Raw genomic sequence first — 14279 nt, 5'->3', positions numbered from 1 at the left:
GCGTCACTTGGTGATCGTGATGATGAAAGTGGACGCGACCGTCTCGTCGACGAACTTGTGGCCGTCGGTCAGGTCCATGTTCAGCCCGAGGTCCTTCAGTTCCGCCTCGCTGTCCACGTCGACGCCCTGTTCGCGCATGGTCGACAGAATGCTGTTCATGAAAGTGATGCGGGCCGCCGGGCTTTCGGTCAGGCGGGTTCTCAATTTGTCACGTGCCGTGGGCATGGTGAGTCTCCTCTTGGGTGCTGCACAAATGTGATAATTCCTGGAAGACCGCGGCAGCTTTACGGTCGCCCAGGATTCTCTCGAGATGATCGAGAGATTCGAGAATGCTTTTGGTTTCAAAGTCGTTGAAAAAATCGTTCACCCGTTTCGCCATGTCGCGTTTCGCGAAGATGGCGTTGCAGGCACTGCACGCGCCCGGATAATCCCGAAATTGCGGGATGGCGGCATTCAATTCCGGGGCATGCTTTTCCAGAATGCCGTGAAATTCCTCGAACCCTTTGCGCTTGAGGGTCCTGATGAGGAAAGACGCCTCGATCCGGTCGCGAATGTCGCGCAGCGGTTCCTCGAAGGCGTTGCCGACGCAGATCCCCTGGGTCGCCCGGTTGAAGGTCGAGCAGCAGGGATACGTCTTGCCATCCCAGAAGACGACGATGTCGTGGTGGATGCGCCGATAGCACGTCGCGACCTTGCGCAGGTGCTCGGGCCCGTAGTCGACCTCGGCCTTCTTGCCACGACCGACCTTGGCGATGACCTTCGAAAACATCCGCACATTCGGCACGTCGCACAGTTCGGGCAGGAACGTTTCCAGCTTGCGATCCGGGTGGGCGAAGGTGCCGACCAGGTAGACCGGCACGCCATGCCGGGCCACGGCCTTGGCCCCGTTGATGATCGCCTCGCGCGGGATAAAGACGGCATGGGCGTCATCATAACTGAAGTTGATCCGCCTGAGACCTGCATCGACCATCGCGTCGGCGGTTTGCGTCGCGGCCTCGGGGTCGGCCGCCCAGTGGCCGGCCGTGGCGACGGTGAAAGGCAGACCGTGCACCTTCAGCCGCGCGATCATGGCGTCGAAATCGTCGCGAAACATCAACGGTTCGCCGCCGGTGAAGCCCACCGACGAAATCGACGGGATCCGTGCTGCCTGGTCGATCAGGTCGAGCGCGCGGTCCAGCGGCATTCGTTCCTTGCGGTTGGGATTGCAGCCGTAGCAGCAGAAATCGCAGGAGAGGGGGCAGGCCATGGTTGTATTGAGGACGAGAACATCTTGTTCTTCCACGTCCTCGACATGATCGAGGTCACGCATAATGTATCACCTTTTCGAGGCTGCCTGAAAATTGGCAACGCAGGTATCTGGTCTAAAATCGGTATCAACAGGATACACGCTTAGCGTGATTCGCGCAACTGGTGAATGTGCGTGCGGGGAATTTCGGGAAGAATTCATTTCAGGGTAGAAAAAGATAAGCCCGGGCAAACGCTTGCCCGGGCTTTTTCGTGTCGCGCCGAACGGCGGTTTACTGGATCGTCGCCTCGCGCTGGGCTTCGATCTCGGCCTCGACCTCTTCCACGGTGGCGGTCATGGCGTTGTAGACCGCTTCGCCGCCGTCCACGTTCTGCTGGAACCACTCGTAGACCGGCTGGGCGGCCTCGGCGAACATGGCCTTCTGGTCCGGGGTCGGCACGTAGAGATCACCGCCGCCATCCTGGAAGGCCTGGTAGGCTTCGATGGACTTGCGCTTGGGCGAGGCGAAGGTCGCCTGTTGCAGCTGGTAGAAGCCGTCGACGATGACGCGCTTCTGCTCGTCGGTCATGCCGTTGAACCGCTCGCCGTTCATGAACCACAGGGCGCCCATGTAGGCGTGGCCGTCCAGCGTCAGGTATTGCAGGCCGGCATCGGGGAACTTCATGCCCATGATGTCGGTGATGCCGTTCTTCGAGCCTTCGACAACGCCCGTCTGGAACGAGGTGAACAGCTCGGGCCACGGGATCGGGGTGGGCGAGGCCCCCAGCGCGCGGACCAGCTCCTGCGGCAGGTCGGCCACGACGGTCCGGATCTTCAGCCCTTCCAGGTCGGCGGGCGTCTCGACCCGGCGCTGGGTGTTGGCGAAGTTGCGCCAGCCGCCGGTGTTACCGATGGTCATCAGCTTGATCGCGCCGCCCGAGGTTTCCTCGACCATGTCCTGCATGGTGGTCACGAACTCGGTGCCGGATTCCAGCACGCCCTCGGCCACGCGGTCGTTCGCCATCAGGTAGGGCAGGTCCAGCACCTGCACGAAGGGGAAGATGCCCGAGGTGCCGCCCGACGTGGACACGTAGATGTCGATGGAGCCGTCTGCGACGCCCTGCATGCACTCCGCCCCGTTCGAGCAGAGCTGCGTGCCGATGAACATCTCGACCTCGATGGCGCCGTTGCTGGCCTGCTCGACGAAGTTCTTGAAGACGACCAGGCCGTCATAGTCCTCGTCGTTCTCGTTCGAGTTCGCGGTGGCGCGCAGGGTGATGGTGTCCTGCGCGTAGGCGGCGATGGCCGTGCCGCCCAGCAGGGCCGCGGAGATCGCGGCGGTGGTCAGGTGTTTCAACATTCTTTCTCTCCCTTGTTGAGTTCAGTTCGCGAAGCCCGTCAGGCGCGGGATCGTCATGGAAATGCCGGGGATGTAGGTGATGAGGAAAATCACCAGGATCTCGACGGCCAGGAACGGCAGGATCGCCTTGGAAATCGCCTCGACCCGTTCGCCCGAGACCGACGAGGCGACAAACAGCACCAGCCCCATGGGCGGCGTGGCGAGGCCCACGGTCAGGTTCACCGACATGATGATGGCGAAGTGGATGGGATCGACGCCCAGGTCGACGAAGATCGGTCCCAGGATCGGCCCGAGGATGATGATGGCCGGTCCGGCGTCCAGAAACATGCCCACCGCGAACAGCAGCAGGTTGATCAGGAACAGCAGCATCAGCGGGTTTTCCGACAGCGACAGGATATAGTCCGCCATGATCTCCGGCGCGTGTGACAGGGACACGACGGTCTTGAACGCCATGGCCGCGCCCACCAGCAGCAGCACCACCGCCGAGGTCGCCGCCGCGCGGCTCAGCACCTCGGGGATCTCGCTGAATTTCAGCGTCCGCAGCACGAACAGCCCGATGAACAGCGCGTAGGCCACGGCGATGGCGGCGGCCTCGGTCGGGGTGAACACGCCCGCGAGGATGCCGCCCATGATGATGACCGGCGTCATCAGCGGGAAGAACGCCTTGAGGCTGGCTTGCCCGCGCTCGCCCCAGGTCGTCTTGCGGCCCGCGACGGGGAAGTCGTACTTGTCTGCCATCACCTTGATGACCAGCATCAGCCCGATGCCCACAAGTGCGCCCGGCACGATCCCCGCCAGGAACAGCGCGGCCACGGATTCGCCCATCACGTACGCATAGATGATCATGATGCCCGAGGGTGGGATGATCGGCCCGATGACCGAGCTTGCGGCCGTGATGGCTGCGGCGAACTTGCGGGTATAGCCCTGCTTCTCCATCGCCGGGATCAGCATCGAGCCCAGTGCCGAGGTGTCGGCGACGGCCGAGCCAGACAGTCCGGCGAACAGCATCGACGACAGCACGTTCACATGCGCCAGGCCACCCCGCAGGTGGCCCATCAGCGCCTGGCTGAATTCGACCAGCCGCTCGGTGATGCCGCCCTTGTTCATCAGCTCGCCCGCCAGCATGAAGAACGGGATCGCCATCAGCGGGAAGCTGTCCATCCCGTTATAGACATTGCGGTAAAGCAGCGTGATGTCGCGTTCCTGCCCGTTGAGCCAAAGCAGGATCCCGGGCGCGGCCAGCAGCCCGAAGAAAACCGGCAGGCCGATGACCAGGAAGATCAGGAAGACGGGCAGGAACCAGATCAGCATGTCATTCCGCCATGATCTCTTCTTCGGCGGGGGCGAGATCCTTCAGGTCCCGCGCCCCCATCAGCCGCAGGATGCTGCGCAGGATCAGCTCGATATTCACGATCAGCAGCAGCACGACACCCACCAGCAGGCTTGCCATCATCCAGCTGCGCGGGATGCGGAACCAGCCGTCGGGCAGGGGCAGGTACAGCGACGCGGTGGCGAACCGGCCGCCGAAGCCCGTGACCTCGGACCAGCCGATGCGCACCGCCACCGCCAGCACGACGCCCGCGATCAGCAGCAGCACGATGGACAGAGCGGCGGCCGCCGCCCGCGGCAGCATCATCGGCAGCGTGTCGATGGCCACGAACCCGCCCCGGCGATAGGCCATGGGTGCCATCAGGCCGGTCATCCACAGCATCATGAAGCGCGCGGCCTCGTCCGGCCAGGGCAGGGCGTTGTTCAGGACGTAGCGGAAAAAGACCTGCACCAGGATCGCCACCACCATCAGGGCGATCGCAATGATGGCGACGATGCGCCCGACGGGCAGCACCAGGTCGTTCCATGTCTGGAAAGGCCACAAAAGGCCCTTCAGGACGCGCATGCGCCGATCCTCCCCTATTGGACGCCCCGGTTGATCCGGGGTCGTCCCTTGCCTCAGTCTGGCGTCAATCCAGACCTCTGAACAGCCCGAATTGGCCGCCCGCGAACACCAGCGGTGCGCCGTCGCGATAGGTCGCGCCCTCGACCCGACCGATGACGATGGCGTGGTCGCCCGCGTCGTGGATCGCGTGCATCCGGCAGTAGAAGCGTGCCAGGCAGCCCTCGATCAAGGGCGTGCCGTCCTCGGCGCGCGACCAGTCGAGACGGTCGAAGATGTTGCCCTCGGTGACGAAGGTCTTGGCCACGTCGGACTGGTCATCCCCGAGGACATGGATCGCGAAGGCATCGCACTCGGTGAACGGGGCGAAGCGGCGCGACGCCTTGGCGGGCGACCATAGCACCAGCGGCGGATCCAGCGACACCGACGAGAAGCTGTTGGCGGTGATGCCCAGCGGCCCGCTTTCGGTTTCGGTGGTGATCACGGTGACGCCCGTGGCGAACCGGCCCAGGGCCTGGCGCAAGGCGCGCGCGTCGCCCAGGTCGGCGCGCTGAAAGGGTTGCGGGGGCGCCACGGTCACGCCACCTCGCGGCCCAGGGCGCAGGTATAAAGGTCGAACCAGTCCTCGCGGCTGAGGCTCACGTCGGCGGCCTTGGCCAGCGTCTTGATGCGCTTGATGTTGTTGGTGCCCATCACCGGAAGGATGCCCGCCGGGTGCGCCATCAGCCAGGCCACGGCCACGGCCGCCATGTCGCAGCCTTCGCGCTGGGAATACTCGCTCAGCCGGGTGCGCAGCTTGGTGTGGCCGCCCTTGCCGGTCATCAGCTCGCCGCCGCCAAGGGGTGACCACGCCATGGGCGCGGCACCGAATTCCTGGATGAAGGCCAGGTCGCCATTGGTGAAGGGAGCGATCTCGGCCAGCGACATCTCGATCTGGTTGGCGACCAGCTTGGTCTTCATGGCCGATTGCAGCAGCGTCCAGTCATGGCGCCTGAAGTTCGAAACGCCCACGGCGCGGACCTTGCCCGAGGTCACCAGCTCGTCCAGAACCGCGCCGGTTTCGTGGTGGTCCATGAAGGGGTCGGGGCGGTGGATCAGCAGCAGGTCGATCTCGTCGATACCCATCAGCTTCAACGACTGTTCGACCGACGCCTCGATATGGGCGCGGCTGGTGTCATAGTGCTTCACACGCGCCTTGGCGTGGCGCCCGGCCGGGGCGACGATGTCGCACTTGGTGACGATTTCGATGCGCTTGCGCAGCTCGGGCGTCAGCGCGGCCCCCAGCGCCTCTTCCGCCATGTAGCCGCCGTAGATGTCGGCCTGGTCCATGGTGGTGATGCCCTGGTCCAGGCAGGCCTCGATCTTGTCGCGGATATGCTCCGGCGCGGTGTCGTCGTCGGTCAGCCGCCACATCCCGTACAGGATGCGGCTGAGGCTGACATCATTTCCAAGCTCGACACGTTGCATCAGCTGCGTTCTCCCGCCCCGAGAGGGGTCTGCGGCATCCCCTGCGGCACGCGGCCATAGGCCTCCGGCAGGGAACAGGTTTCCAGGTTCGGCAGGAGACGCTGGCCCGCCGACTTGCACTCGTCAAGATGCGGGTAGCCCGAGAAGATGAAAGCCCGGATTCCCATTTTTTTGTAAGCTTCGATTTCCGACAGCACCTGGTCCGTGCTGCCGACCAGCGCCGCGCCGCAGCCCGAGCGGGCCCGCCCGATGCCCGTCCACAGGTGCGGCTCGACATAGCCGAACTGGTCGGCCAGCTCGCGCGCGCGGGCCTGGTGGCTGACACCCAGCGACGTGCTGTCATGGGCGCGGTCGCGGATCAGCGTGCCGTACTCGTCGTCGAGCTGGCTGACCAGGTGTTCGGCGTATTCCTTCGCCTCGGCCTCGGTGTCGCGCACGATGACGTGGACACGCAGGCCGTAATCCAGCGTTCTGTCATATTTTTCAGCGACTTCGTTGACGGCTTTCATGCGCTCGGCGATCTGCTCCTTGGGCTCGGGCCACATGAGGTAGACATCGCAGTGCTCGCCGCACAGGTCCAGCGCTGGGGGCGAGTAGCCGCCGAAATAAAGCAGCGGTCCGCCGGTCTGGTAGGGCTTGGCGGGATCTGATGAAATGCTCTTGAAGTCATAGACTTCGCCGCTGAAGTTGATTTCGTCCCGGGTCCAGGCCTGCTTGAGGATCTCGACCACCTCGCGCGAGCGTTGGTAGCGATAGGCGCTTTCGGCCTTCTCGCCCGGGAAGTCCGACGAGATCACGTTCAGCGTCAGCCGTCCTTCCAGCATGTGGTCCAGCGTGGCCACCGTGCGCGCCAGCATGATCGGCTGCATCTCGCCGCAGCGGATGGCGGCCAGCATGTTGATCCGGTCCGTGATGGCCGCGCCGCCGGCAACGAAGCTCAGCGTATCCTGCCCGACCTGGTACGAGGACGGGCACAGGATGTTGCGGAAGCCCTGGGCTTCGGCCTCTTTCAGGATCGACGAGCAATGCGCCCAGCTCGACCGCAGCGCACCGTCGGGCACGCCCAGGAACTGGTAGTCGTCCGAGCAGAGCGCCGAGAACCACGAGACCTCGACGGCGTCCAGGTCGGCGGACGTGATGGGGACGACGGTCATGGGGGCCTCTCTTTCCGCTTGGATTTCCGCTTGCCTAGCACGGTCATTGATGTGCATCAATACTGCATCAATTTTCTCCGGATGCCGATGCAAGACCTGCCGCCGACACCTCTCTATCGCCAGATCGCGGACCTCGTGACCCGCGATATCGCGGCGGGGCGGCTGCTCGAAGGCGAGCGTCTTCCGCCCGAGCGCGCCATGGCCGCGACCCACGGTATCGCCGTCGGAACCCTGCGCAAGGCGCTGCAGGAACTGGTCGACCAGGGCCTGATCGAACGGCGCCAGGGGTCGGGCAACTACGTGCGCGGCGTGCGCAGCGTCGGCGGGCTTTACGGGTTTTTCCGGCTCGAGACGCCATCCGGTCCCGGCCTGCCCGGCGCGCAGCTGATCTCGGTGGACCGGCTGGAGAAGCCGTCCGATGCGCCCGACTTCGGCGCCGCGCCCGACGCCCATCGCATCCGCCGCCTGCGCCTGCTGGACGACGGGCCGGCCGCCGTCGAGGAGATCTGGCTGGATGCCGGGCGCGCGCCGGGCTTCGGCGCGGACCGGATCGGCCCGTCGCTCTACCGCAGCTATCTCACCGAGTTCGGCCTGCGCATCCTGCGCGTCGAGGACCGGGTCGGCATCGGCCGCCTGCCGGGCTGGGGCGCGGCGCTGGGTCTTGCCGCCGGCGCGTCGGTCGGCCATGTGCACCGCCTGTCCTGGGCCCAGGACGGCACCCCGGTCGAGTATTCGCGGACATGGTTCGATCCGGACAAGGTATCTTACGTAAATCGACTGAAATAGGGACAGGAATGTCAGGAATCATCAATTATGGCGTGATCGGCTGCGGCATGATGGGGCAGGAGCACCTGCGCAATATCGCCCTTCTGCCCGAGGCGCGGGTCGCGGCCATCTTCGAGCCGGACCCGGACATGGCGCACGCTGCCGCCGCCTTGGCCCCCAGTGCCCAGATGTGCCCGGACATGGACGCGCTGCTGGCGGTCGAGCCGCTGGACGCGCTGGTGGTGGTGTCGCCCAACCACCTGCACGTCGCCCAGATGGAACAGATCGCGGCCCGCCGCCCGCTGCCCCTGCTGATGGAAAAGCCTCTTTACACCGACGCGGCGCAGGCCGCCCGCCTGGCGGCGCTGGATTACCCGGCCCCCGTGTGGGTGGCCATGGAATACCGCTATATGCCGCCCATCGCCGCCCTGATCGAGCAGGTGGACGCGGCCACCGGCGGGCCCGTCATGCTGTCGATCCGCGAGCACCGCTTTCCCTTCCTGCACAAGGTCGGACACTGGAACCGCTTCAACGACTGGTCCGGCGGCACGCTGGTCGAGAAGTGCTGCCATTTCTTCGACTTGATGCGGGTGATCCTGCGGGCCGAGCCGGTGCGCGTCATGGCCAGCGCGGGGCAGTCCGTGAACCACAAGGACGAAAGCTACGAGGGCCGCGCGCCCGATGTCTGGGACAACGGCTATGTCATCGTGGATTTCGACAATGGCAGCCGTGCCATGCTGGAGCTGTGCATGTTCGCCGAAGGCTCGCGCTACCAGGAAGAGATCAGCGTCACTGGCCCCACCGGCAAGATCGAGGCGCTGGTCCCCGGGCCGGGCCGCTTCTGGCCCGCGCATCTGGGCGCGCCGCCGGTTCCGCAGGTGATCGTCAGCCCACGCAGCCCGCGCGGCCCGCAGGTGGTCGAGATCCCGGTCGATCCAACGCTGCTGGACGCGGGCGATCACAACGGCTCGACCTTCTACCAGCACAGCCGCTTTCGCGACGTGGTGCTGGGGCAGAGGCCGGTCGAGGTGACGCTCAGCGACGGGGCGCGCGCGGTCGAGATGGGGCTGGCCGCGCAGGAATCGGCGCGGACGGGTCAATCGGTGGCGCTCGGGCTGCAAAAGTGACCGGATTGCGCCTTCAACTCTCGGCGCACATGGCTTAGATGGAATGACGCAAGAGGCGGCACGCAGGTCCGCCGCAGGGAGAGATCCAATGCTCAACAATATCGGCCTTCCGGGCCTTCTTCTGATCGCCGTGGTGGTGCTGGTTCTGTTCGGCCGTGGCAAGATCTCGTCGCTGATGGGCGAGGTCGGCAAGGGCATCACCGCCTTCAAGAAGGGCGTTTCCGACAGCGACGAGGAGGCCAAGAAGGCCGACAACGCGCGCGAGATCTCGGCGCCCGGGGAAGACGACAAGCCGGCCGCCCCGGCGGTGCACACCGACGACAAGTCCGAGACCCGCACCTGATCCCACAGCTTCGTTAAGGGGCGCCGCCCATGTTCGATATCGGGATGACCGAGCTTCTGGTCATCGGCATCGTCGCGCTGATCGTGGTGGGGCCGAAGGACCTTCCGGGCATGTTCCGGACGCTTGGCCGCTTCACCGGCAAGGTGAAGGGCATGGCGCGCGAGTTCCAGAAGGCCATGGACGACGCGGCCGACGATGCCGGCGTCAAGGATATCGGGCGCGACCTGAAGGGGATGAGCAATCCCAAGAAGTACGGGCTCGACAAGCTGAACGAGGCCGCCGACAGCTTCGAGAAGTGGGACCCGAAGAAATCGGCCAAGGCCGCCAAGCCCAGGACCCCGGTGGACGCCGAGAAGCGTGATGCCGCGTTGCAGGCGCAGCCCGAACCGAAGAAGGACACGGGCACCGCCGCGGATACGCCGCTGACCAGCGCGAAGGACGATCAAGCGTGAGCCAATCGGACGACCTGGACGACACGGCCGCCCCGCTGATCGAGCACCTGGCCGAGCTGCGCACGCGGCTGATCCGCTCGGTCGTCGCCTTCATCATCGGCATGGTAATCTGCTTCACAGTGGCGACCCCGATCTTCAACTTCCTGACCGACCCGCTGTGCGAGGTCCTGGCGACCCGGGGGCAGGATTGCGACCTGATCTTCATCTCGCCGCAGGAAGGCTTCTTCGTGGCGATCAAGGTGTCGCTGCTGGGCGGCCTGTTCCTGGCCTTCCCGGTGATCGCGGGACAGATGTGGCGGTTTGTGGCGCCCGGTCTCTACAAGTCCGAGCGGGGGGCCTTCCTGCCGTTCCTGATCGCCTCGCCCTTCATGTTCGTGATGGGCGCGGCCTTCGCCTTCTACGTGGTCACGCCGCTGGCCTACGACTTCTTCCTGGGGTTCCAGCAATTCGGGGACAGCGGCCAGGCCGTCGTGCCCGACGCCGGCGCGCCGCTTTCCGTGGTCTTCCAGGGCTCGGCGCAGGAATACCTGAACCTGACGATCAAGTTCATCGTGGCCTTCGGCCTGTGCTTCCAGCTGCCGGTGTTGCTGACGCTCATGGGCAAGGCCGGCCTGGTCACCGCCCGCGGGCTGGGCGAGGTGCGCAAATACGCCGTGGTCGGCATCCTCGTGCTGGCCGCGCTGGTGACGCCGCCGGATGTCATCACCCAGGTGATCCTGTTCGTGGTGGTCTACGGGCTCTACGAGATCTCGATCCTTCTCGTGGCGCGGGTCGAGCGCAAGCGCACCGAGGAGCTGCGCGCCGAGGGGGTGCTGGGCCCGAACGAAACGCTCTACGACGATTTCGACGACGCCGAGCTGGACGACGACGAGCCCGAGGACGAAAGCAAGCGCCCGTGAGCGACCCGCTGATCCGCATCGCCGACGCGCTGGAGCGGATGTCCCCGGCGCCGTTGCAGGCCCCCGATTTCGACGCGGCCGATGCCTTCGTGTGGCACGTCTCGCCGGACCGGGTGCAGCCGGTCCCGGCCGTCAACCGCGTGGACGTGTCGCTGCTGGTGGGGATCGACCGCTCGCGCGACACGCTGCTGCAGAACACCCGGCAATTCGCCCGCGGGCAGGCGGCCAACAACGCCCTGCTCTGGGGCGCGCGCGGCATGGGCAAATCCAGCCTGGTGAAGGCGATCCACGCCCAGGTCGCGCAGGAACATCCGCTGAAGATCGTCGAGGTCCAGCGCGAGGACCTGCCCTCCATCGGGCGGCTGCTGGGCCACCTGCGGGCCAGCGCGCATCGCTTCGTGCTGTTCTGCGACGACCTGTCCTTCAGCCATGACGACCAGCACTACAAGTCGCTGAAGGCGGTGCTGGACGGCGGGATCGAGGGTCGGCCGGACAACGTCGTGTTCTACGCCACGTCCAACCGCCGCCACCTGATGCCCCGCGACATGATCGAGAACGAGCGCGCGAGCTCCATCTCGCCCACCGAGGCGACCGAGGAAAAGGTATCGCTCAGCGACCGGTTCGGGTTGTGGCTGGGCTTCCATCCCTGCACGCAGGACGAATACCTCGCCATGATCCGCGGCTATTGCGACGCCCACGGCGTCGAGATCGACGACGACACCCTGCGCGCCGAGGCGATCGAGTGGCAGGCCACCCGCGGCGCCCGGTCGGGCCGCGTCGCGTGGCAGTATTTCACCGACCTCGCCGGCCGCCGCGGCATCGCGCTGGGCTGAGACCGCCGGGCCCTTCCACCACTCGCGGGACGGCACCCGTCAAGGCGCCGCCCCCATCTTCATCTTTCCCCAAATACCTCGGGGGTGCGGGGGCTGGCCCCCGCTGTCCTGTCAGGCCGCGCCCGCGCCCTGCGTTGCCGTGTAGACGGCATAAAGCGACTGGCTGCCGGCCATGAACAGCCGGTTGCGCTTCGGGCCGCCGAAACAGAGATTTCCACAGACCTCGGGCAGGCGGACCCGACCCAGGAGCCTGCCGTCGGGCGACCAGCAGGTCACGCCGTTATAGCCCACGTTGCGCCCGGCATTCGACGATGACCAGACATTGCCGAACACGTCGATGGCCAGGCCGTCCGGGCCGCACTTGACGCCACCGACGACGCAATCGGTGAAGATTCGGCCGTTCACGGCCTCGCCTTCCGGCGTCACGTCGAAGGCGAAGATGTTGCCCTCGCCGCCCACGCCCCCGTCGCCCGGTCCGGGGCCGGTCGACGCGATGTAAAGCGTGGTCTCGTCGGGGCTCAGCGCCAGCCCGTTGGGATCGGGAACCAGGTCCTGCCCCACCACGCGGGCGATGGTGCCGTCCGGCGCGATCCGGTAGGTCGCCGTCTCCATCTCGCGCATGGCGTCGCCGATCTCGGGCGGCTGGCCCAGCCGCTGGTTGATCAGCCCGTCGGGGTTGGTTGGGCCACCGGGCGCGCCCACCGCGCCCTCGTACAGCTGGCCGCCATAGGGCGGATCGGTGAACCAGTAGCTGCCATCCTTCGCCGCCACGATGTCGTTGGGCGAGTTGAAGCGCATCCCCTCGTAGCGGTCGGCGAGAATCGTCACCGAGCCGTCCAGCTCGTAGCGCACCACGCGGCGGGTCAGGTGCTCGCAGCTCAGCTGCCGTCCCTGCCAGTCGAAGCTGTTGCCGTTCGAGTTGTTGGACGGGTAGCGCATGACGCTCACGTGGCCGTCATCCTCGAGCCAGCGGATCTGCCGGTTGTTGGGGATGTCGGAGAAGACAAGGTACTTGCCGACGCTCGACCAGGCCGGCCCCTCGGCCCAGAGCGCGCCGGTCCACAGCCGCTGGACCGGCGCGTTCGGCTGGGCCAGCCCGTTGAAGGCGGGATCCACGGCGATCACGTCGGCGTCCCAGAAATAGACGTTGGGCGCGCCGTCCGGACCGAAGTCGCGGGGCGGGTCGCTGACCGTCGATGGCGGCGCGACCGGTCCCATTTCCTGCGCGCCCGCGGCGGTCATGGCAAGCCCCGCGGAGCCCGCGCCGATGGCGCCCAACGCGGCGCGTCTCGAAATACCCTTGGTCATCTGTGCCTCCCTTGAAATGCAGTACGGAAGGCAAGGCTAGGTCCGGCCATTCGATGCTGTCGCGCAGCGATCCCGCCGCGCCGCGGAAATGAGCGGATTTCCGCGCGAACAGGGTTCGGCTCTCGCAACGGCAGGTGGTGTCGGTCCGACGAGACGGACCCCGACGCCGCGGGCTATTGCAGGTAGCTGACCGGATCGACCGACTCGAACCCTTCGCGCACCTCGAAATGCAGGAAGCTCGGGTCGGTATCGCGCACGCGCGCCACGACCTGGCCCCGGCTGATGCTGTCGCCCTTTTCGACGTTGATGCCCTCGACCCCGGCATAGACCGTCAGGACGTTGCCGGGATGGCGCAGCACGAGGATCGGCACCTGGTCGGTGTCGCGGGTGATGGCGGCGACGGTGCCGGCGTCTGCGGCCTTTACCGGGGTTCCCGGGGTGGCCGCGATGTCGATCCCGTCGTTGCGGCCCTTGCGGTAGGGCCGGATGATCGAGCCGGTCACCGGGTAGAGGAAGCGGCCACCGGACTGCGCGGTGGTCGTCGTCTGGCCGACATCGGGCGCGTCGGGCACGTCCTCTTCCGCCGTTTCGGGGCTTTCGTCTTGGGGCAGGGGCGCCGCGGCCGAGGGGGGCGTGGGCGCGACCGATCCGTCGCCGGGGCGGCTTTCGCCGGGCGACTCGACCCGCGTGACCACCGGGATGATCAGGAACTGGCCCTCGCGGACGGTCAGATCGGAGCCGAGGCCGTTCCATTCGCCGAGGGCCGAGACCGGAACGCCGTATTGCCGCGCGATGCCATAGGCGGTTTCGCCCCGCGCGACGCGGTGGCGCTGCGGCTCGGCGCCCTGTGCCGGCGCGGACGCAGCGGGGGCGGTGGGGCGGGCGCTGCTCTCGCCGCGGTTGATGGCCGCGTTGGCGCGGTCCTCCAGGCTCTGGGTCGTCACGCCGCCGGTGGATGGCAGGGCCGCGGTAGTGACGCCGCCGGTCTGGGACGCGGGCGCGGGGGCGCCGGTGGCCGCCGACGGTTCTGCCACGCGGCGGGGCAGGGCGACGATCTCGCCCCGGCGCAGCGTCACGTCCATGGGCAGGCCGTTATAGCTGGCCAGCTCGCCCGCCGGCAGGCCCACGCGGGCCGCCACGTCCTGCACGGTGTCGCCGCGCCGGGCGACCGCCACCTGGTACGACGGGTAGGAGATCACGCCGCGATTGTCGGGCCGGGGCCGGTCGGCCACCGCCATCCGCACCGCCGGGCTGGTGTCGAACGCGTCCCCGAGATTGTCGCGAAGGTCGAAATCCAGCTGCCCGCTGCTGTCGCAACCGACCAGCGCCAGCGCCAGTCCCGCGCAAAGGGTCAACCGCGTGGCGCCATGGCCGCGTCCGAGCCGAAATGTGGTGTTCACTGCCTCATGTCCTCGTGCTTGCGGCCGGGCCTTCATCCGGACCTCGTGTGCCGCC

Annotated in this window: 16 protein-coding genes; 6 read left to right on the top strand and 10 right to left on the bottom strand. The window is 66.6% G+C overall.

Annotation, left to right across the window (positions count from 1 at the left end; translation table 11 throughout):
- Positions 1–3: 3 nt before the first annotated feature.
- From BUB76_RS17915 to BUB76_RS07950, 8 genes are all read right to left on the bottom strand, one after another.
- Complete coding sequence (locus BUB76_RS17915; RefSeq protein ID WP_175550280.1) at positions 4–159, bottom strand: hypothetical protein; 156 nt, start codon at positions 157–159, stop codon at positions 4–6.
- A gap of 49 nt (positions 160–208) precedes the next feature.
- Positions 209–1309: a radical SAM/SPASM domain-containing protein gene (locus tag BUB76_RS07980; protein WP_073128237.1), complete on the bottom strand. Its 1101-nt coding sequence runs from the start codon at positions 1307–1309 to the stop codon at positions 209–211.
- A 208-nt stretch (positions 1310–1517) separates the two neighbouring features.
- Positions 1518–2585 carry a TRAP transporter substrate-binding protein gene (locus BUB76_RS07975; RefSeq protein ID WP_073128236.1) on the bottom strand — a complete coding sequence of 356 codons (1068 nt, stop codon included), beginning with the start codon at positions 2583–2585 and terminating at the stop codon, positions 1518–1520.
- Between the two features lie 21 nt (positions 2586–2606).
- Positions 2607–3896 carry a TRAP transporter large permease gene (locus BUB76_RS07970; protein ID WP_073128235.1) on the bottom strand — a complete coding sequence of 430 codons (1290 nt, stop codon included), beginning with the start codon at positions 3894–3896 and terminating at the stop codon, positions 2607–2609.
- A 1-nt stretch (position 3897) separates the two neighbouring features.
- On the bottom strand, positions 3898–4479 hold the full coding sequence (locus BUB76_RS07965; RefSeq protein WP_073128234.1) for a TRAP transporter small permease: 582 nt from the start codon (positions 4477–4479) through the stop codon (positions 3898–3900).
- Positions 4480–4543: 64 nt separating this feature from the next.
- Complete coding sequence (locus BUB76_RS07960; RefSeq protein WP_236737883.1) at positions 4544–5056, bottom strand: flavin reductase family protein; 513 nt, start codon at positions 5054–5056, stop codon at positions 4544–4546.
- Positions 5053–5943, bottom strand: a complete 891-nt coding sequence (locus BUB76_RS07955; RefSeq protein WP_073128233.1) for an aldo/keto reductase — start codon at positions 5941–5943, stop codon at positions 5053–5055. The genes BUB76_RS07960 and BUB76_RS07955 overlap by 4 nt, the downstream gene beginning before the upstream one ends.
- A complete protein-coding gene (locus BUB76_RS07950) occupies positions 5943–7097 on the bottom strand; it encodes an LLM class flavin-dependent oxidoreductase (protein ID WP_073128232.1) in 1155 nt (384 codons plus the stop codon). The genes BUB76_RS07955 and BUB76_RS07950 overlap by 1 nt, the downstream gene beginning before the upstream one ends.
- Positions 7098–7178: 81 nt before the next feature.
- On the opposite strand from BUB76_RS07950, the gene BUB76_RS07945 reads away from it, so the two are divergent.
- From BUB76_RS07945 to BUB76_RS07920, 6 genes are all read left to right on the top strand, one after another.
- Complete coding sequence (locus tag BUB76_RS07945) at positions 7179–7883, top strand: GntR family transcriptional regulator (RefSeq protein WP_073128231.1); 705 nt, start codon at positions 7179–7181, stop codon at positions 7881–7883.
- 8 nt (positions 7884–7891) lie between these two features.
- Positions 7892–8989 (top strand): Gfo/Idh/MocA family protein, encoded by a 1098-nt coding sequence (locus BUB76_RS07940; RefSeq protein ID WP_073128230.1) that lies wholly within the window; start codon positions 7892–7894, stop codon positions 8987–8989.
- An 88-nt stretch (positions 8990–9077) separates the two neighbouring features.
- On the top strand, positions 9078–9332 hold the full coding sequence (locus BUB76_RS07935) for a twin-arginine translocase TatA/TatE family subunit (RefSeq protein ID WP_073128229.1): 255 nt from the start codon (positions 9078–9080) through the stop codon (positions 9330–9332).
- Positions 9333–9361: 29 nt separating this feature from the next.
- A complete protein-coding gene (tatB, locus tag BUB76_RS07930) occupies positions 9362–9784 on the top strand; it encodes a Sec-independent protein translocase protein TatB (protein ID WP_073128228.1) in 423 nt (140 codons plus the stop codon).
- Positions 9781–10683 (top strand): twin-arginine translocase subunit TatC, encoded by a 903-nt coding sequence (gene tatC, locus BUB76_RS07925; RefSeq protein ID WP_073128227.1) that lies wholly within the window; start codon positions 9781–9783, stop codon positions 10681–10683. Before tatB ends, tatC begins: the two co-directional genes overlap by 4 nt.
- The gene (locus BUB76_RS07920; RefSeq protein ID WP_236737882.1) at positions 10680–11516 is read left to right on the top strand and encodes an ATP-binding protein; all 837 of its coding nucleotides are present in this window, start codon (positions 10680–10682) and stop codon (positions 11514–11516) included. The genes tatC and BUB76_RS07920 overlap by 4 nt, the downstream gene beginning before the upstream one ends.
- Before the next feature lie 111 nt (positions 11517–11627).
- Here the strand turns inward: BUB76_RS07920 and BUB76_RS07915 are convergent, their stop codons facing one another.
- Both BUB76_RS07915 and BUB76_RS07910 read right to left on the bottom strand, forming a co-directional pair.
- A complete protein-coding gene (locus BUB76_RS07915) occupies positions 11628–12824 on the bottom strand; it encodes an SMP-30/gluconolactonase/LRE family protein (protein ID WP_139250814.1) in 1197 nt (398 codons plus the stop codon).
- Positions 12825–12997: 173 nt separating this feature from the next.
- Complete coding sequence (locus BUB76_RS07910; RefSeq protein WP_073128225.1) at positions 12998–14224, bottom strand: M23 family metallopeptidase; 1227 nt, start codon at positions 14222–14224, stop codon at positions 12998–13000.
- Positions 14225–14279: the final 55 nt, after the last annotated feature.

This window comes from Palleronia salina (assembly GCF_900141995.1).
Taxonomy (GTDB): Bacteria; Pseudomonadota; Alphaproteobacteria; order Rhodobacterales; family Rhodobacteraceae; genus Palleronia; species Palleronia salina.
The sequence above is the reverse complement of the archived record's forward strand: the minus strand, read 5'-3'. Positions and strand labels throughout refer to the sequence as shown.

Excerpts from the sequence above, each read along its gene's own strand:
- BUB76_RS07970 (WP_073128235.1), bottom strand. The coding sequence starts at position 3,896 with ATGCTGATCTGGTTCCTGCCCGTCTTCCTGATCTTCCTGGTCATCGGC.
- BUB76_RS17915 (WP_175550280.1), bottom strand. The coding sequence starts at position 159 with ATGAACAGCATTCTGTCGACCATGCGCGAACAGGGCGTCGACGTGGAC.
- BUB76_RS07935 (WP_073128229.1), top strand. The coding sequence starts at position 9,078 with ATGCTCAACAATATCGGCCTTCCGGGCCTTCTTCTGATCGCCGTGGTG.
- BUB76_RS07915 (WP_139250814.1), bottom strand. The coding sequence starts at position 12,824 with ATGACCAAGGGTATTTCGAGACGCGCCGCGTTGGGCGCCATCGGCGCG.
- BUB76_RS07955 (WP_073128233.1), bottom strand. The coding sequence starts at position 5,943 with ATGCAACGTGTCGAGCTTGGAAATGATGTCAGCCTCAGCCGCATCCTG.
- BUB76_RS07940 (WP_073128230.1), top strand. The coding sequence starts at position 7,892 with ATGTCAGGAATCATCAATTATGGCGTGATCGGCTGCGGCATGATGGGG.
- BUB76_RS07965 (WP_073128234.1), bottom strand. The coding sequence starts at position 4,479 with ATGCGCGTCCTGAAGGGCCTTTTGTGGCCTTTCCAGACATGGAACGAC.
- BUB76_RS07945 (WP_073128231.1), top strand. The coding sequence starts at position 7,179 with ATGCCGATGCAAGACCTGCCGCCGACACCTCTCTATCGCCAGATCGCG.
- BUB76_RS07980 (WP_073128237.1), bottom strand. The coding sequence starts at position 1,309 with ATGCGTGACCTCGATCATGTCGAGGACGTGGAAGAACAAGATGTTCTC.
- tatB (WP_073128228.1), top strand. The coding sequence starts at position 9,362 with ATGTTCGATATCGGGATGACCGAGCTTCTGGTCATCGGCATCGTCGCG.
- BUB76_RS07975 (WP_073128236.1), bottom strand. The coding sequence starts at position 2,585 with ATGTTGAAACACCTGACCACCGCCGCGATCTCCGCGGCCCTGCTGGGC.
- BUB76_RS07950 (WP_073128232.1), bottom strand. The coding sequence starts at position 7,097 with ATGACCGTCGTCCCCATCACGTCCGCCGACCTGGACGCCGTCGAGGTC.